Source organism: Pseudomonas sp. Pseusp3, assembly GCF_047304225.1.
GTDB lineage: Bacteria > Pseudomonadota > Gammaproteobacteria > Pseudomonadales > Pseudomonadaceae > Aquipseudomonas > Aquipseudomonas fluorescens_CD.
Window position 1 is genome coordinate 69,623 of the sequence record NZ_JBGLYV010000010.1, and the last position, 25,223, is coordinate 94,845.

Annotated in this window: 23 protein-coding genes; 16 read left to right on the forward strand and 7 right to left on the reverse strand. The window is 60.4% G+C overall.

What is annotated here, in order from left to right:
- Nucleotides 1–49 precede the first annotated feature (49 nt).
- Complete coding sequence (locus ACCD00_RS05730) at nucleotides 50–874, forward strand: IclR family transcriptional regulator (RefSeq protein WP_413422703.1); 825 nt, start codon at nucleotides 50–52, stop codon at nucleotides 872–874.
- A gap of 143 nt (nucleotides 875–1,017) precedes the next feature.
- Here the strand turns inward: ACCD00_RS05730 and ACCD00_RS05735 are convergent, their stop codons facing one another.
- Nucleotides 1,018–2,682 carry an electron transfer flavoprotein-ubiquinone oxidoreductase gene (locus ACCD00_RS05735; protein WP_413422705.1) on the reverse strand — a complete coding sequence of 555 codons (1,665 nt, stop codon included), beginning with the start codon at nucleotides 2,680–2,682 and terminating at the stop codon, nucleotides 1,018–1,020.
- Nucleotides 2,683–3,230: 548 nt separating this feature from the next.
- Between ACCD00_RS05735 and ACCD00_RS05740 the strand changes: the two genes are divergently transcribed.
- The 10 genes from ACCD00_RS05740 (at nucleotide 3,231) to ACCD00_RS05785 (ending at nucleotide 12,826) form a co-directional block, all read left to right on the forward strand.
- Nucleotides 3,231–3,980 (forward strand): electron transfer flavoprotein subunit beta/FixA family protein, encoded by a 750-nt coding sequence (locus ACCD00_RS05740; RefSeq protein ID WP_110749773.1) that lies wholly within the window; start codon nucleotides 3,231–3,233, stop codon nucleotides 3,978–3,980.
- Complete coding sequence (locus tag ACCD00_RS05745) at nucleotides 3,981–4,910, forward strand: electron transfer flavoprotein subunit alpha/FixB family protein (RefSeq protein ID WP_008004325.1); 930 nt, start codon at nucleotides 3,981–3,983, stop codon at nucleotides 4,908–4,910.
- Between the two features lie 202 nt (nucleotides 4,911–5,112).
- Entirely contained in the window at nucleotides 5,113–5,949 is an 837-nt protein-coding gene (locus tag ACCD00_RS05750) for a substrate-binding periplasmic protein (RefSeq protein ID WP_413422708.1), read from the forward strand.
- Between the two features lie 9 nt (nucleotides 5,950–5,958).
- A complete protein-coding gene (locus ACCD00_RS05755; protein ID WP_413422710.1) occupies nucleotides 5,959–6,315 on the forward strand; it encodes a DUF4398 domain-containing protein in 357 nt (118 codons plus the stop codon).
- Nucleotides 6,312–7,124, forward strand: a complete 813-nt coding sequence (locus tag ACCD00_RS05760) for an OmpA family protein (protein WP_413422712.1) — start codon at nucleotides 6,312–6,314, stop codon at nucleotides 7,122–7,124. Before ACCD00_RS05755 ends, ACCD00_RS05760 begins: the two co-directional genes overlap by 4 nt.
- Nucleotides 7,125–7,325: 201 nt before the next feature.
- The gene (locus ACCD00_RS05765; RefSeq protein ID WP_007973699.1) at nucleotides 7,326–8,765 is read left to right on the forward strand and encodes a PLP-dependent aminotransferase family protein; all 1,440 of its coding nucleotides are present in this window, start codon (nucleotides 7,326–7,328) and stop codon (nucleotides 8,763–8,765) included.
- An 80-nt stretch (nucleotides 8,766–8,845) separates the two neighbouring features.
- Entirely contained in the window at nucleotides 8,846–9,325 is a 480-nt protein-coding gene (locus tag ACCD00_RS05770) for a translation initiation factor 2 (protein ID WP_413422714.1), read from the forward strand.
- Nucleotides 9,326–9,490: 165 nt separating this feature from the next.
- A complete protein-coding gene (locus ACCD00_RS05775; protein WP_008017747.1) occupies nucleotides 9,491–9,745 on the forward strand; it encodes a YkgJ family cysteine cluster protein in 255 nt (84 codons plus the stop codon).
- 41 nt (nucleotides 9,746–9,786) lie between these two features.
- Complete coding sequence (locus ACCD00_RS05780) at nucleotides 9,787–10,392, forward strand: START domain-containing protein (RefSeq protein ID WP_413422716.1); 606 nt, start codon at nucleotides 9,787–9,789, stop codon at nucleotides 10,390–10,392.
- A gap of 340 nt (nucleotides 10,393–10,732) precedes the next feature.
- Complete coding sequence (locus tag ACCD00_RS05785; protein WP_413422718.1) at nucleotides 10,733–12,826, forward strand: LTA synthase family protein; 2,094 nt, start codon at nucleotides 10,733–10,735, stop codon at nucleotides 12,824–12,826.
- A 59-nt stretch (nucleotides 12,827–12,885) separates the two neighbouring features.
- Here the strand turns inward: ACCD00_RS05785 and ACCD00_RS05790 are convergent, their stop codons facing one another.
- The gene (locus tag ACCD00_RS05790; RefSeq protein ID WP_413422720.1) at nucleotides 12,886–13,038 is read right to left on the reverse strand and encodes a DUF3309 family protein; all 153 of its coding nucleotides are present in this window, start codon (nucleotides 13,036–13,038) and stop codon (nucleotides 12,886–12,888) included.
- Nucleotides 13,039–13,323: 285 nt separating this feature from the next.
- On the opposite strand from ACCD00_RS05790, the gene ACCD00_RS05795 reads away from it, so the two are divergent.
- The 3 genes from ACCD00_RS05795 (at nucleotide 13,324) to csrA (ending at nucleotide 14,875) form a co-directional block, all read left to right on the forward strand.
- Nucleotides 13,324–14,139, forward strand: a complete 816-nt coding sequence (locus ACCD00_RS05795) for an SDR family oxidoreductase (RefSeq protein ID WP_413422722.1) — start codon at nucleotides 13,324–13,326, stop codon at nucleotides 14,137–14,139.
- Between the two features lie 64 nt (nucleotides 14,140–14,203).
- Complete coding sequence (locus ACCD00_RS05800; protein ID WP_413422724.1) at nucleotides 14,204–14,536, forward strand: YnfA family protein; 333 nt, start codon at nucleotides 14,204–14,206, stop codon at nucleotides 14,534–14,536.
- A gap of 153 nt (nucleotides 14,537–14,689) precedes the next feature.
- Entirely contained in the window at nucleotides 14,690–14,875 is a 186-nt protein-coding gene (csrA, locus tag ACCD00_RS05805) for a carbon storage regulator CsrA (RefSeq protein ID WP_413422726.1), read from the forward strand.
- Between the two features lie 5 nt (nucleotides 14,876–14,880).
- Here the strand turns inward: csrA and ACCD00_RS05810 are convergent, their stop codons facing one another.
- The 5 genes from ACCD00_RS05810 to mnmC all read right to left on the reverse strand — a co-directional run bounded on the left by ACCD00_RS05810 (nucleotide 14,881) and on the right by mnmC (nucleotide 22,295).
- Entirely contained in the window at nucleotides 14,881–15,108 is a 228-nt protein-coding gene (locus ACCD00_RS05810) for a YheU family protein (protein WP_008017754.1), read from the reverse strand.
- A gap of 229 nt (nucleotides 15,109–15,337) precedes the next feature.
- Complete coding sequence (locus ACCD00_RS05815) at nucleotides 15,338–16,522, reverse strand: osmoprotectant NAGGN system M42 family peptidase (protein WP_413422728.1); 1,185 nt, start codon at nucleotides 16,520–16,522, stop codon at nucleotides 15,338–15,340.
- Nucleotides 16,523–16,620: 98 nt separating this feature from the next.
- A complete protein-coding gene (gene ngg / locus ACCD00_RS05820; protein ID WP_413422730.1) occupies nucleotides 16,621–18,369 on the reverse strand; it encodes an N-acetylglutaminylglutamine synthetase in 1,749 nt (582 codons plus the stop codon).
- A gap of 3 nt (nucleotides 18,370–18,372) precedes the next feature.
- The gene (locus ACCD00_RS05825; RefSeq protein WP_413422732.1) at nucleotides 18,373–20,145 is read right to left on the reverse strand and encodes an N-acetylglutaminylglutamine amidotransferase; all 1,773 of its coding nucleotides are present in this window, start codon (nucleotides 20,143–20,145) and stop codon (nucleotides 18,373–18,375) included.
- 170 nt (nucleotides 20,146–20,315) lie between these two features.
- On the reverse strand, nucleotides 20,316–22,295 hold the full coding sequence (gene mnmC / locus ACCD00_RS05830; RefSeq protein WP_413422734.1) for a bifunctional tRNA (5-methylaminomethyl-2-thiouridine)(34)-methyltransferase MnmD/FAD-dependent 5-carboxymethylaminomethyl-2-thiouridine(34) oxidoreductase MnmC: 1,980 nt from the start codon (nucleotides 22,293–22,295) through the stop codon (nucleotides 20,316–20,318).
- Between the two features lie 145 nt (nucleotides 22,296–22,440).
- Between mnmC and pap the strand changes: the two genes are divergently transcribed.
- On the forward strand, nucleotides 22,441–23,964 hold the full coding sequence (pap, locus tag ACCD00_RS05835) for a polyphosphate:AMP phosphotransferase (protein ID WP_413422736.1): 1,524 nt from the start codon (nucleotides 22,441–22,443) through the stop codon (nucleotides 23,962–23,964).
- Between the two features lie 102 nt (nucleotides 23,965–24,066).
- Nucleotides 24,067–25,223: thiolase family protein (locus tag ACCD00_RS05840; RefSeq protein ID WP_413422738.1), on the forward strand; the 1,157-nt coding region annotated here is incomplete at its 3' end.

Below are 25,223 nucleotides of genomic sequence, written 5' to 3' on the forward strand. Positions count from 1 at the left end.
GGGCGACCATAATGCCGCCCGTTCACTCGCTCAACGGTAAAGGCTGGATATGCAGGAAGACGCCCCAAAAATCGCCAAGGACGCCGCGCCGACCGGTACCCAGACCCTGCTTCGCGGGTTGGGTGTGGTCCAGGCCGTGGCCAGCGGCGCCCGCGATCTCAAGGAAATCGCCCGGCTGATCGGCACTACGCGCAGTACCACCCATCGCCTGGCCAGTTGCCTGGTCGACGAGCGTTATCTGCGGGTGGTGCCGCAAGTCGGTTATCTGCTGGGGCCGAAACTGATCGAGCTGGGCTTTCAGGCCCGTGAAGAATTGCCCTTGGTGACCCTGGCCGGGCCGTATCTGGATGAGCTGTCGGCGTTGACCGGCGACACCGTGCACCTGGGCATTCGCGAAGGCGACGAGGTTTTGTACCTGCTGAAGAATCCGGGGCGCAATGGTCCGGAAATGCGTTCGCGGGTCGGCCATCGCATGCCGTTGGCACGCACCGGGATTGGCAAGGCGTTGATGCTCGATGATTCGCCGCAGGATTGGCAGCGGCTGTACGACATCAGCCTGCCAGCGGGTGGGAAAAGTCAGTTCTGGCCGCAGCATCCCCAGCAGTCTTGGGAACAGCTTGAGCAGCGCATGACCGAGTACGTGGCCGGTGGCTACGCGTTCGATCTGGAAGACAATGAACCGTCGATCCGCTGCGTGGCGGCGCCAATTCGTGATGCGAGCAAGCGCATTGTGGCGGCGATCAGCATTGCCAGCACCGTGCCTTACATGCCGCTGGAAAAAATGGCCGAGCTGATTCCCCTGATCAAAGGGGTCACGGCGCGGCTGTCGGCGGAGCTCGGTTGTAGGAGCGAGCTTGCTCGCGAAGGTCGATAACGCTAACGCGTATTGTCTGAATGCACGCGGTGTATTGGCGTTTTTCGCGAGCAAGCTCGCTCCTGCAGGCAATGATGTAATGCCCGGAATTGCGGGCAACAAAAAGGCCCCCGTTTCGGGAGCCTTGATGTTCGCGGTTCGGCTTACATGTTCGGGTAAGTCGGGCCGCCGGCGCCTTCCGGCGCCACCCAGGTGATGTTCTGTGCAGGGTCCTTGATGTCGCAGGTCTTGCAGTGAACGCAGTTCTGGGCGTTGATCTGGAAGCGCTTCTCGCCGTCTTCCTTGGTGATTACTTCGTACACGCCGGCCGGGCAGTAGCGTTGGGCCGGTTCGTCGTACAGCGGCAGGTTCTTGGTGATCGGGATGCTCGCATCAGCCAGCTTCAGGTGACACGGCTGCTCTTCTTCATGGTTGGTACCCGAGATGAACACCGAGCTGAGTTTGTCGAAGCTGATCTTGCCGTCCGGTTTCGGGTAGTCGATCTTCTTGCAGTCGGCCGCCAGTTTCAGGCACGCGTAATCCGGCTTGGTGTCGTGCAGGGTGAACGGCAGTTTGCCGCCGAAGATGTTCTGGTCCAGCCAGTTGAAACCGCCACCGACGATGGCGCCGAACTTGTGGATCGCCGGGCCGAAGTTGCGGCTGGCGAACAGTTCGTCGTAGAGCCAGCTCTTCTTGAACGCGTCAACGTAGGTGGTCAGTTCTTCGGTGCCGTCCTTCTCTGCGAACAGTGCGTCAGCCACCGATTCTGCGGCGAGCATGCCGGACTTCATCGCGGTGTGGCTGCCCTTGATCTTGGCGAAGTTCAGGGTGCCGAGGTCGCAACCGATCAGCGCGCCGCCCTTGAAGACCATTTTCGGCAGCGAGTTCAGGCCGCCCTTGCAGATGGCGCGGGCGCCGTAGCTGATGCGCTTGCCGCCTTCCAGGTACTGCTTGAGCACCGGGTGATGCTTGAGGCGCTGGAACTCGTCGAACGGCGACAGGTAGGTGTTGCTGTAGGACAGGTCGACGATCAGGCCGACGACCACCTGGTTGTTTTCCAGGTGATAGAGGAACGAGCCGCCGGTGTTCTCGGCGCCCATGATGTCCATCGGCCAACCGGCGGTGTGCACCACCAGGCCTGGCTGGTGCTTGGCCGGGTCGACCTCCCAGATTTCCTTCAGGCCGATGCCGTAGTGCTGGGCGTCGGCATCGCTGTCGAGGTTGAAACGCTTGATCAGTTGCTTGCCGATATGGCCACGGCAGCCTTCGGCGAACAGAGTGTACTTGCCACGCAGTTCCATGCCCGGGGTGTACAGGCCTTCCTTCGGGTTGCCTTCGCGGTCGACACCGAGGTCACCGGTGATGATCCCGCGCACCACGCCGTTCTCGTCGAACAGCGCTTCCTGAGCGGCGAAGCCCGGGTAGATTTCCACGCCCAGGTTCTCGGCCTGCTGGGCCAGCCAGCGGCACAGGTTGCCCAGGGAGATGATGTAGTTGCCTTCGTTGTGCATGGTCTTGGGCACAAAGAAGTCTGGAACTTTCTGCGCGCTTTCAGCGTTCTTCAGCACGAAGATGTCGTCGCGGGTGACGGGGGTGTTCAGCGGCGCGCCGAGTGCCTTCCAGTCCGGGAACAGTTCGTTCAGGGCGCGTGGTTCGAACACGGCACCGGACAGAATGTGAGCACCGACTTCGGAGCCTTTTTCGACCACGCAGACGCTGATTTCCTTACCGGCTTCGGCGGCCTTCTGCTTCAAGCGGCAGGCGGCGGAAAGACCAGCGGGGCCGGCACCGACGATGACCACGTCGAATTCCATGTATTCGCGTTCCACAGGTTATCTCCTACTCAAGGCTCAACAGTTTTTTTTCTAATTTGGAGGTTCGGTGTCGCATCCATGAATCCCGGCGCAACGCCGAGAGAGGACAATCGATTGACCACCTTTCTCTTTGGGTGGCGCATTATATCTACACCACTCTCAGCGTCCAATACAAACGTTTGTTTGAATTGGCTCAAAGCCAGAGAAATCAAAGTCACGCGCCTTATGAACGGCTGTTTTGGCGTATTGACCGGAATAGGCGTTCCGGTCAAGATACGGGCGGTTTTGCGCTCGCCGTAGGCTGACTGTTGGTTTCAAGAGCACCTCTAAAGACAGGGCGATGGCAGTAGAGAGTGATGCGCCGCGCGGGTTTGCTGCGCAGTTTACACGCCGCGATGTTGAATGACTTGTCAGTCACCACTGACGAACGGTCATTCACAGCATGAGCGATGGTCACTTGACACGTTTGCCGGCGTTTTTAGAGGTGCCCTTGCGCCCGATGAGCATCAACCGCCAGGTTCGCCTAGGCGACTTTCTTTTCACCGGAGAGTAACGAGGAATCCATGAAGGTTCTTGTAGCTGTCAAACGCGTTGTGGATTACAACGTCAAGGTTCGCGTCAAGGCGGACAATTCCGGCGTCGATCTTGCCAACGTCAAGATGTCGATGAACCCGTTCTGCGAGATCGCCGTGGAAGAAGCCGTACGCCTGAAAGAGAAGGGTGTTGCGACTGAAATCGTCGTCGTCTCCGTCGGCCCGTCCACCGCTCAAGAGCAACTGCGCACCGCGCTGGCTCTGGGTGCCGACCGCGCCATCCTCGTCGAGTCCGCCGAAGACCTGACTTCCCTGGCCGTTGCCAAGCTGCTGAAGGCCGTTGTCGACAAGGAACAGCCTCAGCTGGTGATCCTTGGCAAACAAGCCATCGACAGCGACAACAACCAGACCGGCCAGATGCTCGCTGCATTGAGCGGCTACGGTCAGGGCACGTTCGCTTCGAAAGTCGAAATCAGTGGCGACAGTGTTGCCGTGACTCGTGAAATCGACGGCGGCGCGCAGACAGTTTCCCTGAAACTGCCAGCCATCGTCACCACCGACCTGCGTTTGAACGAGCCGCGCTACGCGTCTCTGCCAAACATCATGAAAGCCAAGAAGAAGCCTCTCGAGACGCTGACTCCGGACGCTTTGGGCGTTTCCACCGCCTCCACCAACACAACCTTGAAAGTCGAAGCGCCTGCTGCACGCAGCGCGGGTATCAAGGTCAAGTCGGTGGCTGAACTGGTCGAGAAACTGAAAAACGAAGCGAAGGTAATCTAAATGACTATCTTGGTTATTGCTGAACACGACAACAAAGTGCTGGCCCCGGCCACGCTGAACACCGTTGCTGCTGCCGCCAAAATCGGTGGCGACATCCACGTTCTGGTTGCAGGCCAGGGCGCTGGCGCCGTGGCTGAAGCCGCTGCGAAAGTGGCTGGCGTGGCTAAAGTGCTGGTGGCTGATAACGCCGCCTACGCTCACCAGTTGCCGGAAAACGTTGCTCCTCTGGTTGCAGAGTTGGGCAAGGGCTACAGCCACATCCTGGCTGCCGCCACTTCCAACGGCAAAAACATCCTGCCGCGCGTTGCCGCTGCACTGGACGTTGACCAGATCTCCGAGATCATCTCGGTAGAAAGCGCTGACACCTTCAAGCGTCCGATCTATGCCGGTAACGCCATCGCCACCGTTCAATCGAACGCTGCGGTCAAAGTGATCACCGTGCGTGCCACCGGTTTCGACCCGGTTGCAGCTGAAGGTGGTTCGGCTGCCGTTGAAGCCGTTGGCGCTGCTCACGACGCTGGTATCTCCAGCTTCGTTGGCGAAGAGCTGGCCAAATCGGATCGTCCGGAACTGACCGCTGCCAAGATCGTCGTTTCCGGTGGCCGCGGCATGCAGAACGGCGACAACTTCAAACACCTGTATGCCCTGGCCGACAAGCTGGGCGCAGCCGTGGGCGCTTCCCGCGCCGCGGTCGACGCAGGTTTCGTACCGAACGACATGCAGGTCGGTCAGACCGGCAAGATCGTTGCTCCACAGCTGTACATCGCCGTCGGTATCTCCGGCGCGATCCAGCACCTGGCCGGCATGAAAGACTCCAAAGTGATCGTGGCGATCAACAAGGACGAAGAAGCGCCGATCTTCCAGGTGGCCGATTACGGCCTGGTGGCGGACCTGTTCGAAGCCATCCCTGAGCTGGAGAAGCTGGTCTAATCCGGCTGCTTCACTTATAAAGAGCCCGGCCTTTTGGCCGGGCTTTTTTTTGCCCTTCATTTACCTGTAGGAGCGAGCCTGCTCGCGATGGACTCAAATGCGCCGCGTTTTTCCAGAATGAACGCGTCATCGTTAACGTACATCGCGAGCGAGCTCGCTCCTACAAGGGGGGCATCACCAGGTTTGAGTGGAGTGTGTCGTCATGGATCTGCGCCTTGTGTGGAGCATGCTGGGATTGACGCTATTGCCGGCGCTGTCTTTTGCCGCAGGCAAATGCGAACGCCTGGTGGTAACCGGCAGCCCGGACGCGCCACCGTACCTGTGGCAAGACCCGCAGAATCCCAAACACCTGATCGGTGCAAGCGCCGATTTGCTGCAGCAAGTGGCGGGTGAGTTGGGGCTCAAGGTCGAACTGCTTTATGCCGGCAAACGGGCCCAGGCCCTTGACGAAGTGCGCAGCGGGCGAATGGATATGCTGGCGGACGCAGCCTTGACGGTCAGCGAGCTGGAAACCCTGGATTACATCCATCCACGCTTACTGGAAAACGACTATCTGGTCTGGACGCGCAAGGACTCGACGCTGGTCTACAACCAGGCACAGGACCTGCACGGCCACCCCGGAGCCGTGTCGGAAAAGGCCCGATTGACTCCGCAATTCAGCACGTTTGCCGGACAGCAATTAACCCTCGCACGTACGTCCAGCCTGACCCAGGCCTTTCAGAAACTGCTGTTGGGTGAGGTCGAGTTCGTACTGGCAGGACGTTACTCGGGCATGGCGACCGCACAGACACTGGGCATGGCCGGTGATTTGCTCGCCCGCTCGCAACCGGTCGACAAGCCTGGCCTGTACCTGGCGATTTCCCATGACTCGGCCTGCAACGATCCGTGGTTGCGCGGACAGTTGGCCAAAAAGATGACAGAATTGCCCGCGTCCGGACTGACGGAGACCGTGCTGATGCGCAACGTCGAGCGTTGGAAGGCACAGCGCTCACAATCGCAGCAATCCTCGCAACAACCCGTCAGTACCCCAAAACAGTAGGGATATTTAGTGAGTATTCGACCTCTTTTCGCTGCCGTGGCCTTTGTGCTCCTGGCCGGTTGTGCAGCCGATCCTGCGCCGAATGAACAGATTCGCCTGACCGAACAGGCACTCGAACAGGCCAAGGCTGTGGGCGCCACCGCTGACGATGTGCCGGAAATGAAACTGGCCGAAGACAAGTTCAACCGCGCCAAGGGCAACATGACTGACCATTCTTTCAAAAACGCACGCATGCGGGCCGAACAGGCCGAGCTCGATGCGCGTCTGGCTGAAGCCAAGGTGCTGACGGCCAAGAGCGAGGAACAGTTGAACGTGCTTGACGCCCGTATCGCCCGCCTGCGCAAGCAACTGGGAGATGCCGAATGAGCCTCAAGAGCAAAGCCGTCGGCGGTTTGATCCTGGCCGGCTGCGCCGTGCTGTCCGGTTGCGCCAGCCAGCACAGCGAGAGCGCGTTGCAGCAGGCTGGAGCCGACTTTCAGAAGGTCAAGGAAGATTCCAATGTGCTGCGAATCGCCCCCAAGGACGTGATTCGCGCTGGTGAGTCCCTGGCCCGCGCCGATCGTTTGTCCAGCTATTGGGGCAGCGGTTCGGACGTGGTGCATTACGCCTACCTGAGCCAGCGCTATAGCGCCATTGCCCGGGAGCACACCAATCAGGCGCTTAACGAAGAGCAAGCGGCGAAGCTCGAACTGGAGCGGCAGCGCCTGCAACTGGCACTGCGTGAATCCAAACTGTTCAGTGTGCAGCAGCAGGGCAAATGGCTTGAAGAACAGATCCTGGCATTGACGACCGCCCAGACCGACCGTGGTCTGGTGATGACACTGGGCGACATGTTGTTCGACACGGGCGAAGCGGAATTGAAACCTTCGGCCAACCGCGTGGTGCTGAAGATTGTGCAGTTCCTGCAACTCAACCCCAAGCGCGTGGTGCGGATCGAAGGTTATACGGACAGTACCGGGGGCAAACAGGAAAACCTCAAGCTGTCCCGTGACCGCGCACAATCGGTGGCTGACGTGCTGATGGACCTGGGCATCGACGACAGGCGCATCCAGGTCGAGGGTTATGGTGACGAGTATCCGGTGGACGCGAATGCGTCGGAACGGGGGCGAGCGCAGAACCGTCGGGTGGAAATTGTGTTTTCCGACGAAAAAGGCCAGCTCGGCGCTGCCCGCTAGGGGTTGCGTCGCTGGAAAGCCCGGCCTGCCACGCAGCGCCGGGTTTTTTTATGCCTGCCGATTACCGCACAAAACAGTACAGATTTTGCTGACACTGCACTGTACGGTCGACTATTGTGGCAACTGTCCCCGTACACTTCTAAACTGTTCCGGTATTGTTTCACACAAGAATAAAATGCCCGTGAAATCGAGTGCTGCGTCATGACCAATCTTTTGCTCTATCAACGTATTGCTCAACAACTGGCCGAAGACATCCGCCGTGGGGTCTATCAGCCGGGAGAGCGCGTGCCTTCGGTGCGCAAGATGAGCTCGCAGCTCAATGTCAGCCATGCGACGGTGTTGCAGGCGTATGCCAATCTCGAAGATCAGGGGCTGATCCGCGCCCGGCCGCAGTCGGGTTACTACGTGCACCAGACGCCGGCACTCACCGCACCTACGCCGGACATCGCCCGGGTCGAGCGCCCCGGCCTGGTCACCCGCAGCAGCATCATTCAACAGGTTTTGGTGGAATCCCGTCGCGAAGGCGTGTTCCCGCTGGGCGCTGCAGTACCGAGTGTCGACTATCTGCCGGTGCGGGCACTGCATCAGCAATTGGCCAAAGTCACCCGTTTCCATAGCCCGCGGGCCTTCAGTTACATGTTCAGCCCCGGTTTCGAGCCGTTGCGCCGACAAGTGGCGATCCGCATGCGCGATGCCGGCGTGGTGGTCGATCCGTCGGAAGTGGTGATCACGCACGGCTGTGTCGATGCGCTGCAGATGTCTTTACGCGTGTTGACCCGTCCGGGCGATCTGATTGCGGCCGAGTCGCCGACCTATTACGGGTTGCTGCAACTGGCCGACCTGTTGGGCCTCAAGGTCATCGAGATCCCCAGTGATCCAGCCACGGGCATGAGCCTGGAAGCCCTGCAACTGGCAGCCAACCAGTGGTCGATCAAGGCGTTGGTGCTGACCACCCGGCTGAGTAATCCATTGGGCGGCACCATGCCTGAAGAGCGGCAGAAACAACTGCTGCGCCTGGCGTCGGATTTCGATATCCAGATTGTCGAAGATGATATCTACGGTGAGCTGATGTTCGAGCAGGGGCGCACCAAGTCCCTCAAGGCCTACGATCGGCTGGACCGGGTGATCTATTGCTCAAGCTTCTCTAAAACCCTGTCGCCGGGAGTGCGGATCGGCTGGATGATTGCCGGTAAGTATCAGCAGGAAATCCAGCGCTTGCAGACGTTCAGTACGCATTCTGCGTGCAGCGTCACCCAGATGGGTATCGCCGCTTACCTGGAAAATGGCGGGTACGATCGGCATTTGCGCTTCATCCGCCAGGAATACCGCAAGAACCTCAGTGCCTTCCAGCTGGCGGTGCAGCAGTATTTCCCGGAAGGCACGCAGATGACCCGGCCTACCGGTGGCTTCATTCTGTGGGTGAGTCTGCCGGGCCGAGTCAACACCCAGGAGTTGCACGTGCGGGCCTTGCAGCAGGGCATCAGTATTGCGCCAGGACTGATTTTCAGTAATACCGAGCAATTCAATCACTGCATTCGCCTCAATTGCGGCACGCCATGGAACCGTGAAGCCGAGCGTGCGTTGATGACCCTGGGCATGCTGGCCACCCAACTCTGCCAGGAGATGGCCGGCGGTTTGTAACAGGCTGCTACTGTGCTTGTCTTGTGGGCTGCAACAGGCGAGCATATGCACCTCTGCCGTTTGCACCCACCGTGGGATACATGAAACCTATTCTTCCTGCCGCCTGGCTATTGCTCTGTCTGTTTGCGAGTATTCAGCCGGCATCCGTCGTTGCCGCTTCCGAGCAGGAACAGGCTACCGGCAGTTTCCACGTAGCACCGATAAAAGCCGAACCCGCAAAAAAAGCCTCGTCGGCCAAAAAACCGGCGACGCCCGCGAAAAAGCATCCACCCATTGCCTCCAAGTCGAAACCGGCCAGCGAAGTGGTAAAGACTGAGCTTCCATCCGCCAATCTGGACCTGAGCTTGCCCAAGGATATGGTTCAAGAACTGAAGCCTGTCGGAACGGTACCGTTGACCAAGCGTGAATCGCTGTTGCCCCAGATGTTCGGTGACAAAAGCGGTAGCAGCCCGTTCCAGCTCAACGGACGCCTGCTCAGCAATGAAATGCAGCTGCAACTGCGCAATGAAGAGCGCCGCGAGGTCGAAGGCGCAGCACTGGATTTCGAGTTCAAACAGTAAGTCGTCAAGATCCACGTGCCGCAGGACAGACGCTTTGTCGGAGACTGCATGGTCACGTTCGTTTGCGTTGAAAAACCCGCTCGCAGGTAATTTAAAACAACTGTTTTAGCGGGTACTCTGTGCCCCGTCCTTTAACACATTGCTCGTCGCGAGGAGCTTGTCGTCATGAAATGCCGTGAGGGCTGTGGCGCGTGTTGCATTGCCCCGTCCATCAGTTCACCGATTCCCGGTATGCCCAACGGCAAAGCCGCGGGGCAGCGTTGCCTGCAACTTTCCCCGGATAACCTGTGCAGCATTTTCGGCCAGCCGGAACGGCCGGCGGTGTGTTCGGCCTTCGAGGCCGACCCCGAGGTGTGCGGAAGCAGCAGCGAGGAAGCCATTCGGCTGATCGGCTGGTGGGAGCAAATGACGGCGGCGTGATGTGTTTTACGAACGGAACTTCAACAATAAGGAATAAGACTATGGGTTCGCTGCATCGTATTGCTGTGCTGTGTGGTTTGACGGTCGTGCTGGCCACCTCGGCGGCCCAGGCCGAAGATTGGAAAGTCGCGAAAAACGAAGACGGCATCAAGATCTCCCTGAGTGAAGTGGCCGGGTCCGACTACAAGGCCTACCAGGGCGTCACGCTGATGAAGACCACCGTGGCCAAGCTGCGTGCGTTGCAGGAGGATGTGCCCGGAGCCTGTGCCTGGATTCACGAATGCAAAACCCAGAAGCTGCTCAAGCACGAAGGTGACCAGAGCTGGACCTACACTCAGTTCAACACCCCGTGGCCGGTTACTCCGCGTGATTCGGTGCTGCACGTCACCACCATCGAAGGTGCCGATGGCAGCCTGACCCGCAAGCTCGAAGGTGTACCGAAATACATTCCTGAAGAAAAAGGCTTCGTCCGGGTCGCCAAAGTCAATGGTTTCTGGAAGTTCGTACCCAAGGGCGACCAGATCGAAGTGACCTATCAGGTGCACACCGAACCGGGCGGCAGCGTGCCGTCGATGGTGGCCAACAAGTTTGTGGTGGATGCCCCGTTCAATACCTTGAAAGCCCTCAAGGAACGCGCCGAGAAGTAACGGTTTCGTTCTTTCAAGATGACTTCGTAGCGCCCCGACCGGTTCGGGGCGTTTGCATTTTTGACGGGGGAGGTGGGCGCTTTAATTTGTTTCCGAATATGCGTTGCACGAAATTTTCACCAAGTCTCCAAGACAATTCGCCGGCTCTCCCGCCACACGCTGCATAGTCCTGAATGCAGGATGAAAGAGTCGGGATGAGGGTAGTAATCAATGGCAATGCAGCCGTTGATCGTGCAACATTTGCGCACCGCGCAAACCCCGGGCCTTGTTACGGGCCGAAAAGAGGGCAAGGCGCAGCTGTATTTTCGAAACTTAAACTTCCAATGGGTCCTAAAACGACATGGCAATCCCGGACGCCCTGAATCAGCAGCGAGCCTCTAGTCGCCTGCTGCAACCGACCGTCAAATCGCATCTGGCCTACACGCTGTTGTGTGCCTTGGTCATGATGGTCATGTTCAGCCTGCTGCGCGTCGCGCTGCTGGTTTACAACCGCTCGATGATCCTCGACACACCGGCCTCGACCTTCCTCGAGGCATTCGCCAACGGTCTGCGCTTCGACGTGCGTCTGGTGGTCTATCTGAGCATTCCGTTGCTGCTGGCATTGTTCAGCGCCCGGGCCATGGCGGCACGCGGGCTGTTCCGTCTCTGGCTGACGATCGTCTCCAGCATCGCGCTGTTCCTGGGCCTGATGGAAATGGACTTCTACCGTGAGTTCCACCAGCGCCTCAACGGCCTGGTCTTCCAGTACGTCAAGGAAGATCCGAAAACCGTGATGAGCATGCTCTGGTACGGTTTTCCGGTGGTTCGCTACCTGCTGGCATGGGCCGTGGGCACCTGGATCCTGAGCCTGGCATTCAAGGGCGCCGACCGTGCAACCCGTCCCCGTGGCCCATTCAGTGGCGGCAGCATCGGCACCCGCCAGGTTGCCCCATGGTATGCGCGCATTGCGGTATTCGTGGTGTGCCTGCTGATCTGCGTGGTTGCCGCACGTGGCACCCTGCGCCAAGGCCCGCCATTGCGTTGGGGTGACGTCTACACCACCAACTCGATTTTCGCCAACCAGTTGGGCCTCAACGGTACCCTGCAATTGGTGGCGGCTGCCAAGAGCCGGATGTCCGAGGAACGCGACAACATCTGGAAGGCCACCTTGCCGCAGGAGCAAGCCCAGCAAATCGTGCGTGACATGTTGGTGCTGCCGGACGAAAAACTGGTCGAGGCCGACATGGCCGCCGTACGTCGTGACTACACGCCACCGGCCGACAAGACGCTGCCGATCAAGAACGTCGTGGTGATCCTGATGGAAAGCATGGCCGGTCACTCGGTCGGAGCGTTGGGTGGCCCGGACAACATCACGCCGTACCTCGACAAACTGTCGAAGGAAGGCCTGATGTTCGACCGCTTCTTCTCCAACGGTACCCATACCCACCAGGGTATGTTTGCCACCATGGGTTGCTTCCCGAACCTGCCGGGTTTCGAATACCTGATGCAGACCCCGGAAGGCAGCCACAAGCTGTCTGGCCTGCCGCAATTGCTCAGCGCCCGTCACTATGACGACGTGTACGTCTACAACGGCGATTTTGCCTGGGACAACCAGTCGGGGTTCTTCAGCAACCAGGGCATGACCAACTTCATCGGCCGTAACGACTTCGTTAACCCGGTGTTCTCCGACCCGACCTGGGGCGTGTCCGACCAGGATATGTTCGATCGCAGCCTGCAAGAGCTCAAGGCGCGGGAAAACGGCAAGCCGTTCTATGCGTTGCTGCAAACCCTGTCCAACCACACGCCATACGCCTTGCCGACGCCATTGCCGGTCGAGCGCGTGACCAATCGCGGCACCCTGAACGAGCACTTGACCGCCATGCGTTATGCGGACTGGGCGCTGGGCCAGTTCTTTGAAAAGGCCCGCAAGGAGCCGTACTTCAAGGAAACCCTGTTCATCATTGTCGGTGACCACGGTTTTGGCAACGAACAGCAGATCACCGAAATGGACCTGGGCCGCTTCAACATCCCGATGCTGATGATCGCACCGGGCATCCAGGAGAAGTTCGGCCAGCGTGACCACACCGTGGGCACCCAGATCGACATCGTACCGACCATCATGGGCCGCCTGGGCGGCGAAACCCGCCAGCAATGCTGGGGCCGCGACCTGCTCAACCTGCCTGAGGGCGACAAGGGTTTTGGTGTGATCAAACCTTCGGGTAACGAGCAGACCACGGCCATCCTCAGCGACGACCAGATCCTGGTGTTGCCGAAGGAAAAGGACATGGCGCCAAAGTTGTACCAGTATGAAATGGGCGCTACGCCGCACGCCGAGATCATTGACGATGCACCGCGTACCGCCGAGTTGAAACTCAAGCTCGAAGCGTTCCTGCAAACCGCGACCAAGAGCCTGCTGGACAACACCGCCGGTGTCGTTCACGGCACGCCGCAGTAAGTTGTGACGCAATGGAAAAGAGGCCCTTCAAGGGCCTCTTTTTTTTGTCTGGCGAATTTTTATATTCGCCCGAGCAAGAGCAGGATCAACAGTACCACCAACACCACACCGAGGATTCCGGATGGGCCATAACCCCAACTTCTGGAGTGCGGGAAGACCGGTAAACCACCGATCAGTAACAGGATCAGAAGGATGATCAGTATTGTGCTCATGTCTGTTTCCTTGTTGAAAATGCAGCGGATTGACCATGCCAATCAAGGTCAGTGGGATTGAATTGAATTCGAGCTGCTTAAAAAGTCCGACTCTCGCGCTTGCAGGATAATTCCAGGTTATTTTCAAGTAATTTGAACAGGCCTTTAACTTTCTTGTTGTTGCATCAGTTGCTTCAGGCACTCCCGCGGTTTGCTCGGGCCATTCAGCAATCTGATGGAGCATGGGTCGGGCAATTTCCTTCGCTACACTCGATGCATCTTCCGAGAACAACAAGGCTGTTTGCTATGCAAAATCGCATGATGATCACTGGTGCAGGCTCTGGCCTGGGTCGCGAAATCGCGCTGCGCTGGGCGCGTGAAGGCTGGCAACTGGCCTTGTCGGACGTCAGCGAGCCCGGCTTGCAGGAAACCCTCAAGCTGGTCCGCGAAGCCGGTGGTGATGGTTTTATCCAGCGCTGCGACGTGCGCGACTACAGCCAGCTGACGGCGTTCGCCCAGGCCTGCGAAGTCAAGCTCGGTGGCATCGATGTCATCGTCAACAACGCGGGCGTAGCGTCTGGCGGCTTCTTCAGTGAGTTGTCCCTGGAGGACTGGGACTGGCAGATCGCGATCAACCTGATGGGCGTGGTCAAGGGCTGCAAGGCTTTCCTGCCGCTGCTGGAGAAAAGCAAAGGCAAGATCATCAACATCGCGTCCATGGCCGCGCTGATGCAAGGTCCGGCGATGAGCAACTACAACGTGGCCAAGGCGGGCGTGGTGGCGTTGTCCGAAAGCCTGCTGATCGAACTGGCGCATCAGGAAGTCGGCGTGCATGTGGTGTGTCCGTCGTTCTTCCAGACCAACCTGCTGGACTCGTTTCGCGGCCCGACACCGGCCATGAAAGCCCAGGTCGGCAAATTGCTGGAGAGCTCGCCGATCAGCGCCGCCGACATCGCCGACTACATCTACCGGCAGGTCGCTGCCGGCGAGTTCATGATCCTGCCCCACGAACAGGGCCGCATGGCCTGGGCGATGAAGCAGAAGAACCCGCAACTGCTCTACAACGAAATGACCGCCATGGCCGACAAAATGCGCGCCAAGGCCAGGCAATCCGCAAGCTGATCTTGCTCGCAGGCAACGCTGTGGTTAGGGTGGCCGCCATCGGCCATCCTAGCGAGACACGTGCATGCTCAATTACCTGTGGTTTTTCCTCGCCGCGCTGTTCGAGATTGCCGGTTGTTTCGCCTTCTGGATGTGGCTGCGACAGGGTAAAAGCATGTGGTGGGTAGTACCGGCGCTATTGAGCCTGACCCTGTTCGCCCTGCTGCTGACCCGTATTGAAGCCACCTACGCCGGCCGCGCGTACGCCGCTTACGGCGGCATCTACATCATTGCGTCCATCGGCTGGTTGGCCGTGGTCGAGCGGATTCGTCCGCTGGGGTCGGACTGGCTCGGCGTGGCGCTGTGTGTGGTCGGCGCAAGTGTCATCCTGTTCGGGCCGCGATTCTCCGCGTCCTGACGGATCGGCCTTACAATCAAGCGGCCTGTCAGACCTTTCTGTAAGCCTTGTGCGTGATGGCTGTCAGTCCGGTCTGGATTGCTGTCGGAGCATTGTAGGCCTGCAGCGAGCTGGGCATCTTCAAGGGCCAGTAACCCCTGAAGGACACTCCTCATGCTCGTACTCACCCGCGTTGTGGGCGAAACCATTTCCATCGGTGAAAATATTTCCGTGCGTGTTCTCGCGATCAACGGAAGCAACATTCGCTTTGGCGTCGAAGCGCCTCAGGAAGTCAACGTGCACCGCTGCGAAATCTACGAACGGATCCAGAAAAAACTGGCGAAAACCAAGGAACGCTGAACACTTCAGTCAAACAGGTGCTTGGGCACGTCGTGCTTGAGCATCAGTTGGCATTGCTCGCTTTCCGGGTCGAAGACAATCAGTGCCTGCCCCTTGGTCAAGGCCTGGCGCACGCGCAGTACGCGGGTTTCCAGTGGCGTGTCGTCACCATTGTCCGTGCCGTCGCGGGTGACGAAATCCTCGATCAGGCGGGTGAGGGTGTCGACTTGAAGTTGGTCGTAGGGAATCAGCATAGGCACCTCGGTTGGATCAATGGCGCGATGCTACGGCGAATGTCCGGTATCGGCTAGCCTGGGATCCTGTGTTGTCTGATCTGCCGCCTTCGCGAGCAAGTCGAATCGTCGCACCGCCGCTCCCACAGTTGACCGAGTTCTTTCATGGGAATGCGGTCGAATGTGGGAGCGGGCTTGCTCGCGAAGACTACCTGTCAGACACCGAATATCTCAGCGTTGCAACTCAACTCTACGACCGCTGCCCCACCAGGCTGTCCACCGAAGGCACCCGCGTATCGCTTTCCATCTGGGTATCGTGTTCGAGCTGATGGCTGAAGCGGTCCAGTGACCCTTTGGCCGGTTGCGCATCGCTGGCAAACACTGGCGGGCTGAGGATGTACGCACCGAGCAGGCGACTCAGGGCGGCGAGGCTGTCGATATGGGTACGTTCGTAACCATGGGTGGCGTCGCAGCCGAAGGCGAGCAGGGCGGTGCGAATGTCGTGGCCGGCGGTAACCGCCGAATGTGCATCGCTGAAGTAGTAACGGAACAGGTCCCGGCGCGCCGGCAGCTCGTTGTCGCTGGCCAGGCGCAGGAGGTGGCGCGACAGGTGATAGTCATAGGGCCCGCCGGAGTCCTGCATCGCGATGCTCACCGCGTGCTCGCTGGAGTGTTGGCCGGTCGCGACCGGTGCAATGTCGATGCCGACGAATTCACTGACGTCCCAGGGCAATGCCGCCGCGGCGCCACTGCCGGTTTCCTCGGTGATGGTGAACAGCGGATGGCAGTCGATCATCAGGTCCTGGCCGCTGTCGACGATGGCTTTGAGCGCTGCCAGCAGCGCGGCCACCCCGGCCTTGTCGTCGAGGTGGCGGGCGCTGATGTGGCCGCTTTCGGTGAACTCCGGCAGCGGGTCGAAGGCGACGAAGTCGCCGACGCTGATGCCCAGCGACTCGCAGTCGGCGCGGGTGGCGCAGTAGGCGTCCAGACGCAATTCGATGTGATCCCAACTGATCGGCAGCTCATCCACGGCGGTATTGAACGCGTGCCCGGACGCCATCAGCGGCAAGACGCTGCCGCGGATCACGCCGTTGTCGGTAAACAGGCTGACCCGACTGCCTTCGGCAAAGCGGCTGGACCAGCAGCCGACCGGCGCGAGGGTCAGGCGACCGTTGTCCTTCACCGCCCGCACCGCCGCGCCGATGGTGTCCAGGTGGGCGGAAACGGCGCGGTCAGGGCTGTTCTTCTTGCCCTTGAGCGTGGCGCGAATGGTGCCGCGGCGGGTCATTTCGAAGGGAATGCCCAGTTCTTCAAGGCGCTCGGCGACGTAGCGCACGATGGTGTCGGTGAACCCGGTGGGGCTGGGAATGGCGAGCATTTCCAGCAGGACTTTTTGCAGGTAGCCGAGGTCCGGTTCAGGGATTTTGCTGGTCATGGAAACTCCTGATGAGTTGAGGCCATCGATGGTTTCGATGAGAAGATTTTTGGCTGCCAGTCATGCCGCCTTCGCGAGCAAGCCCAGGCAATGCATCACTAAAAGACCACCGGCTGACTGTGCGGAAACAACAAGTCCACAAATCGCTCCGCCGTGGGCTGCGGTTCATGATTGGCCAGCCCGGCCCGCTCGTTGGCTTCGATAAACACGTATTCGGGCTGATCGGCGGCGGGCACCATCAAATCCAGGCCGACCACGGGAATGTCCAGCGCCCGCGCGGCGCGGATGGCAGCATCTGCCAGCGTCGGATGCAAAATCGCAGTGACGTCCTCGAGAGTCCCGCCGGTATGTAGATTTGCCGTGCGCCTTACGAACAGACGCTCGCCGGCCGGCAGAATGCTGTCGTAGTCATGACCGGCTGCATTCAAGGTGCGCCGGGTCTCGTGATCCAGCGGGATCTTGCTTTCACCACCCGTGGCCGCTTGTCGCCGCCGGCTCTGGGCTTCGATCAAGGCGCCGATGGAGTGTTGGCCGTCGCCGACCACCTCGGCTGGCCGGCGAATGGCGGCCGCGACCACTTCATAACCGATCACCAGAATCCGCAGGTCAAGGCCTTCGTGGAAGCTTTCCAGCAGTACGCGGCTGTCGAATCGGCGGGCGGCTTCGATGGCTTGCTGGACTTCTTCGATGGTCTGCAAATCCACCGCCACGCCTTGGCCCTGTTCGCCGTCCAGCGGTTTGACCACCACTCTGAGGTGCTCATCGAGGAACGCCAGATTGTCATCGGCGGTACCGGCCAGTTGCTGCGCCGGCAGGTTCAACCCGGCAGCCTTGAGCACTTTGTGGGTCAGGCTTTTGTCCTTGCACAGGCTCATGCTGATGGCGCTGGTCAGGTCGCTCAGGGATTCACGACAGCGTACCCGGCGCCCGCCATGGCTGAGGGTGAACATCCCGGCGTCGGCGTCATCGACTTGCACATCGATGCCACGACGGTGTGCTTCCTCGACAATGATCCGCGCATACGGATTGAACGCGGCCTCCGGGCCGGGCCCGAGAAACAGCGGTTGATTGATACCGTTCTTGCGCTTGATGGCGAAGGTCGTCAGGTTGCGAAAACCGAGCTTGGCGTAAAGGTTTTTCGCCTGGCGGTTGTCGTGCAGTACGGACAGGTCGAGGCAAGCGAGCCCGCGACTCATGAAATGCTCGATCAGATGCCGCACCAGCACTTCACCGACACCCGGCCGCGCACAATGCGGGTCGACCGCCAGGCACCACAGGCTGCTGCCGTTTTCCGGATCGTTGAAGGCCTTGTGGTGGTTGAGGCCCATGACGCTGCCGATGATCGCGCCGCTGTCCTCGTCTTCGGCCAGCCAGTACACCGGGCCGCCCAGGTGACGCGCAGTGAGCAGGGTGGGATCGACCGGCAGCATGCCGCGCGCCTGATACAGCTGATTGATCGCCTGCCAGTCTGCATCGCTTTGCACGCGTCGAATGCGGAACCCGCGAAACACCCGGGTCGCTTGGCGATAATCGCTGAACCACAGACGCAAGGTATCGGACGGGTCGAGAAACAGCTGTGTCGGCTCCAGCCCCAGCACTTGCTGGGGCGCGGCGACGTACAGCGCAATATCCCGCTCGCCGGGCTGTTCGTTGAGCAACTCCCCGGCGAGGCTTGCGGCATCGGCAAAGGTGTGGCCGATCAACAAGCGCCCCCAGCCGCAATGCACGGCAATCGGAGCTCCGCCGAGTTCACTGCGATCCTCGGCCAGACGAGCCTGCAAGCGTTCGTAGGAAGGTGACTGGCCGCGCAACAGGCGTTGGCTGAAAGCCGTGGCATGAGGTTTCATCGGTCATATTCCTTGTTCGCTGAGCCACAGGTTGAGGGCCGCCAGTTGCCACAGCTTCGAACCGCGCAACGGCGTCAATTGTCCCTGTGGATCAGTCAGCAGACGGTCGAGCATCGCGGGGTTGAACAGCCCGCGATCCTGGCTGGGATCGAGCAGCAACTCGCGCACCCATTCCAGCGTATCGCCCTGCAAATGCTTGAGGCCCGGCACCGGGAAGTAACCTTTCTTGCGGTCGATCACTTCACTGGGAATCACTTGTCGCGCAGCTTCTTTCAAGACCTGCTTGCCGCCGTCCGGCAGTTTGAAGCGCCCCGGAATCCGTGCCGACAACTCCACCAGGCGGTAGTCGAGAAACGGCGTGCGTGCTTCCAGACCCCAGGCCATGGTCATGTTGTCGACGCGCTTGACCGGGTCGTCCACCAGCATCACCGTGCTGTCCAGGCGCAAGGCCTTGTCCACCGCGGCATCGGCACCGGGCTGGGCGAAATGGGCTTTGACGAAGTCACCGGCGGCGTCATTCGCGGTCAGCCATTTCGGTTGCACGGTGGCGGCGTAGTCGTCGTAGCTGCGATCGAAAAACGCTTCGCGGTACGCGGCATACGGATCACTCGCTCCGTCCACTTGCGGATACCAGTGGTAACCGGCGAACAGTTCATCCGCGCCCTGGCCGCTCTGGACCACCTTGCAATGTTTGGCCACCTCCCGTGACAACAGGTAGAAGGCGATGCAGTCATGGCTGACCATCGGTTCACTCATGGCCCGGAACGCGGCGGGCAGCTGCTCGATGATCTGTTTTTCATCGATGCGCAATTGGTGGTGCCGGGTGCCGTAGTGTTTGGCGATCAGGTCCGAATACTGGAACTCGTCACCGCGCTCGCCACCGGCGTCCTGGAAGCCGATGGAGAAGGTCGACAGGTTGTCCACGCCGACCTCCCGTAACAAGCCCACCAGCAGGCTTGAATCGACGCCACCGGACAGCAGCACGCCGACATCCACCGCCGCACGCTGACGAATCGCCACCGCTTCGCGAGTGCTGTCGAGTACACGGTCGCGCCAGTCTTCGAGGGTCAGGTTCATCTCATCGGCATGCGGGCCGTAGGGCAGGGTCCACCAGGTTTTCTGCTCGGTGCGACCATCGGCTTCGATGCGCATCCAGGTGGCCGGCGGCAGTTTTTCGATGCCCGCCAGCAAGGTGCGCGGTGCCGGGACCACGGCGTGGAAATTCAGATAATGATTGAGCGCTACCGGATCGAGAAGCGGATTGATGTCGCCGCCCTTGAGCAGTGCCGGTAGTGCGGAAGCAAAGCGCAGGCGCTGGCCGGTGCGTGACAGGTACAACGGTTTCACGCCGAGACGGTCGCGGGCGATGAACAGGCATTGGGCATCGCGTTCCCAAACAGCCAAGGCAAACATGCCATTGAGCTTCGGCAGCAGGGCTTCGCCCCAAGCGTGATAACCCTTGAGCAACACTTCGGTGTCGCCAGCGGAATAGAAGGCGTAACCCAGGCTTTCAAGCTCGGCACGCAGTTCGGGAAAGTTGTAGATCGCGCCGTTGAAGGCCAGGGACAAGCCCAATTGCGGGTCGATCATCGGCTGCGCCGAGCCGTCCGACAGGTCCATGATTTTCAGGCGCCGATGGCCCAGGGCAACCGGTCCCTGGCTGTGAAAGCCCCAGGCGTCGGGGCCGCGAGGGGCCAGGTGATGGGTGATTCGCTCCACGGCTGCAAGGTCTGCAGGTTGATGATCAAAACGTAACTCGCCAGCTAATCCGCACATAAATTCCTTACCGGTTTTTCCGTTGGGGAGGGTCAATCGATACCGCGCCAAAACGGCGGGCACTCAGAAACTGACCCACCTCGGTAAGGGGAGTTTTAGATTAATGAGTTATAAGCTGGCGAGACCCGAGCCGAGAGCCGCTGTGCGGGCGCCCTCGACGGCGGTATCGACTATTTGCCCCGGATCAGGCGTCGCAGGGCAAACCGATTGGGGTGACAGGCTTCGGCCACGCTTCTGGGCAGCGGCAGGGGCTCATTGTCCAGCCACGCCGCCAGCAGTTCCCCGGACAATGGCGCAGTGATCAGGCCACGCGAACCGTGGCCGCTGTTGACGTATAAGCCGTCGAGCCACGGGCATGCGACGTCGGGCACCTGCCGGGCATCCTTGCTCAGTGCGGCATAGGCTTGGGCAAACGACTGCGCGTCGGCCAACGGGCCGACGATCGGTAGATAGTCGGGGCTGGTGCAGCGAAAGGCGGCGCGACCCTGGAGGCTTTCGGGGTCGAGGCGGTCGATCGCCAGACGGGAGACCAGATCACGGGAAATCTCTTCGAGCATGGCCAGGTTGCCGAGGTGTTCTGCGGTGGTCGGCGTCAGGTCATCGCTCTTGAAATCGAAACTGGCCCCCAGGGTGTGTTCGCCCGAACGGGCAGGGGCGACATAGCCTTCGGCACACACTACGGTGTTCAGGGCGAGGCTCTGCGGGGTTTGCGTCAGACGGGTGATTTGCCCGCGAATGCGTTTGAGCGGCAACCCGGCGCTCTCGGGGAAACGCTGGATTTCAGCAGCACCGGCAAGCACCACCACGGGTGCACTGGCAAGCAAACGCTCGCCGTCCCAGGCTTGCCACTGGCTTTCAACCTTGCGCAGTTGCAGTACATCGTGATGGGTGAGCAATTGAATCTGTGGATGCGCAGCCTGCCACTGGCACAACGCCGGTGGATGCACCCAGCCGCCTTCGGGATAGAACAGGCCGCCGTGTGCCAGGCCGACTCCGGCCACGGCCTGTGCCTCAGGTTGACCCAGCAGGTGCAGCAGGTCCGGCGCAAACGCTGCCGCCAATTGCACCTGGCGTTCGGCTTCCTTGGCATTGAACGCCAGTTGCAGCACGCCGCAATCATCCCAGTCGCGACCCCGTTGCAAGTGTTCGAGCAGTCTGCGGGTGTAGCCAAAACCGCTGACGATCATTTGCGACAGCGCCGTGCCATGGGCCGATAACTTCAGGTAGAGCACGCCCTGTGGGTTGCCCGAGGCTTCCTGGGCAATGGCGTCGTGGCGTTCCAGCAATGTCACTTGCCAGCCCCGTGCGGCAAGGCTGGCGGCGCTGGCACAACCGGCCAGCCCGGCACCGATCACCAGTGCCTGACGCTCGCCGGCCAGCGGAGCGGGGTGGGCAAACCAGGGTTTGTCCTGGGCCGGGGCCGGCGTTTCCCGGGGCCAGCCGAGGAACTCGCCGCGCAGGATTTCCCATTTGTGGCCGATGCCGGGGGTGCGTTTCATCTTGAAACCGGCGGCGTTGAGCAGGCGCCGCACCCAGCCAGTGCTGGTGAAGGTGCTGATGGACGCGCCGGGAGCGGCCAGGCGCGCCAGTTCGGCAAACAGTTCGGCGGTCCACATGTCGGGGTTTTTCGCCGGAGCGAAACCGTCGAGGAACCAGGCGTCGATTCGGGCATCGAGTTGGGGCAGTTGTTCCAGCGCATCGCCGATCAGCAGGGTCAGGGTGACGCGGCCGTTGTCCAGCGTCAGGCGCTGAAAACCCTGATGGATCGCCACGTACTGCGCCAGCAACTGATCGGCAAACACCTTGAGTTCCGGCCACAGCGCCAGGGCACGTTGCAGGTCGGCCGGGCTCAACGGGTATTTTTCGACGCTGACAAAATGCAACCGAGCCCCGGCCGCCGCGTGTTGCTCGAACACCTGCCAGGCGCACAGGAAATTCAGCCCGGTGCCGAACCCCGTTTCACCGATGACCAGTCGCCCGCCCTCGGGCAAGGCCGCAAAGCGTTCGGCCAGGCGGTTCTGCTCGATAAAGACATAGCGGGTTTCGTCCAGCCCCGACTGGTCGGAGAAATACACATCGTCGAACACTCGCGAATACGGGCGACCTTGGTCGTCCCAGTCGAGCTGGGCGTGGGGCAATACAGGTTTCATGGCAGGCTCGGTAACGGCAAGGTCGCCATTCTAGCCGATCGGCGGAGTGGCCAAGCTCTTTGTGGCGAGGAGGACCCTCAGGAAAATCTCTGCTGGCCTTCAGTTCAATCCGCTAGGCTTGCTCACATCTGCAAGGGAGCCGCTCATGTTTGAATCTGCTGAAATCGATCACGCCATCGACAAAGACATCTATGACGCCGAAGTACCGGCCCTGCGCGAAGCGTTGCTCGAAGCGCAATTCGAATTGCAGCAGCAACGCCGGTTTCCGGTGATCGTTTTGATCAACGGCATCGAAGGCGCCGGCAAGGGCGAGACGATCAAGTTACTCAACGAGTGGATGGACCCGCGCCTGATCGAGGTTCGCACGTTTGATCAGCAGACCGACGAAGAGCTGGCGCGGCCACCGGCCTGGCGTTACTGGCGGATGCTCCCGGCCAAGGGCCGCATGGGGATTTTCTTCGGCAACTGGTACAGCCAGATGCTGCAGGGACGGGTCCATGGCGAGTTCAAGGATCCGCGACTCGACCAGGCGATCAATGCCGCCGAGCGTCTGGAAAAGATGCTGTGCGATGAAGGTGCGCTGATCTTCAAGTTCTGGTTTCACCTCTCCAGGAAGCAAATGAAGGCACGCCTCAAGGCGCTGGCCGACGACCCGCTGCACAGTTGGCGCATCAGCCCGCTGGACTGGCAACAGTCGCAAACCTACGACAAATTCGTGAAGTACGGCGAGCGCGTCCTGCGCCGCACCAGTCGCGACTATGCACCATGGCATGTGATCGCCGGGGCGGATGCACATTATCGCAGCCTGGCCGTGGGGCGCATTCTGCTGGAGGGGCTGCACGGTGCATTGCAGCGGCCGACGATCCATCCGGAAAAGGTCAGCGCCGCGCCAGTGTTCCCCAGTGTCGATCAAGTGAACCTGCTTGACAGCCTGGACCTGACCCTGCAGCTGGACAAGGAAGATTACGAAGAACAACTGATCACCGAACAGGCGCGGTTCTCCGGGTTGATGCGTGACAAACGCATGCGCCGCCATGCGTTGGTGGCGGTGTTCGAGGGCAACGACGCGGCCGGCAAGGGCGGGGCGATCCGCCGGGTAGCGGCAGCGCTGGATCCGCGCCAGTACAGCATCGTGCCGATTGCTGCGCCCACCGAAGAAGAGCGGGCGCAACCGTACCTGTGGCGTTTCTGGCGGCACCTTCCGGCCCGGGGCAAGTTCACCGTGTTCGACCGCTCCTGGTATGGCCGGGTGCTGGTGGAGCGCATCGAAGGTTTCTGCAGTCCGGCAGACTGGTTGCGCGCCTACAGTGAGATCAACGACTTCGAGGAACAGGTTACCGACGCCGGTGTGATAGTGGTCAAGTTCTGGCTGGCCATCGACAAACAGACGCAACTGGAGCGCTTCCAGGAACGCGAGGAAATTTCCTTCAAGCGCTTCAAGATCACCGAGGACGACTGGCGCAACCGTGAAAAATGGGACGACTATCGTGCGGCCGTCGGCGACATGGTCGACCGTACCAGCACCGAGATTGCGCCATGGACTCTGGTGGAAGCCAACGACAAGCGTTGGGCGCGGGTCAAAGTCTTGCGCACCATCAACCGGGCACTGGAGGAGGCTTTTGAAAAATCCGACCGGCATGAACGCAAGAAGGGCAAGGGCAAGGATTGAGGCGATGGTTGCGCATACGCGGGGTGAATGATTGTCGCAGCCGGTAATTGGGTGGGCTTATGCTCGGTCCACTCTCAACCGATAACAACAATGAGGTATGCCATGCGTGAAGTGGTGATTGTCGACAGCGTACGGACCGGCCTGGCCAAATCCTTTCGCGGTAAATTCAATATGACCCGCCCGGACGACATGGCGGCCCATTGTGTGAACGCGTTGTTGGCGCGCACCGGTATCGACCCTGCCAGCGTCGAGGACTGCATCGTTGGCGCCGGTTCCAACGAAGGTGCCCAGGGCTTCAACATCGGTCGCAACGTCGCAGTGCTGTCGCGCCTGGGCATCGGCACGGCTGGCATGACCCTCAATCGTTTCTGTTCCTCGGGCTTGCAGGCGATCGCCATTGCCGCGAACCAGATCGCCTCGGGTTGCAGCGACATCATCGTCGCCGGTGGCGTCGAGTCCATCAGCCTGACCATGAAAAGCGTCAACACCGATAACCTGATCAACCCGCTGCTCAAGGAGCAGGTGCCGGGCATCTACTTCCCGATGGGCCAGACCGCTGAGATCGTTGCCCGTCGCTACAACGTCAGCCGCGAAGAACAGGATCTGTACGCCCTGCAAAGCCAGCAACGCACCGCCCAGGCGCAGGCTGCCGGCCTGTTCAGCGACGAAATCGTGCCGATGGCGGTGAAATACCAGGTCGAGGACAAGGCCACGGGCCAAGTGCAGATTCTCGACGGCGTTGTCGATCGCGACGACTGCAACCGCCCTGATACCACCCTGGAAAGTCTGGCCGGGTTGAAACCGGTGTTCGCCGACGATGGCTCGGTGACGGCCGGCAACTCCTCGCAACTGTCGGACGGCGCGTCCATGACCCTGGTGATGAGCCTGGAAAAAGCCCTGGAACTGGGGCTCAAGCCCAAGGCCTTCTTCCGTGGTTTTACCGTGGCCGGTTGCGCGCCGGACGAGATGGGCATCGGCCCGGTGTTTTCGGTGCCGAAACTGCTCAAGGCCAATGGCTTGCGGATTGACGACATCGACTTGTGGGAACTCAACGAAGCGTTCGCCTCGCAGTGCCTGTACAGCCGTAACCGGCTGGAAATCGACAACGCCCGGTACAACGTCAACGGTGGGTCGATTTCCATCGGTCACCCGTTCGGCATGACCGGATCGCGCCAGGTCGGGCATCTCGTTCGCGAATTGCAGCGACGCAACCTGCGTTACGGCATCGTCACCATGTGCGTGGGGGGCGGGATGGGGGC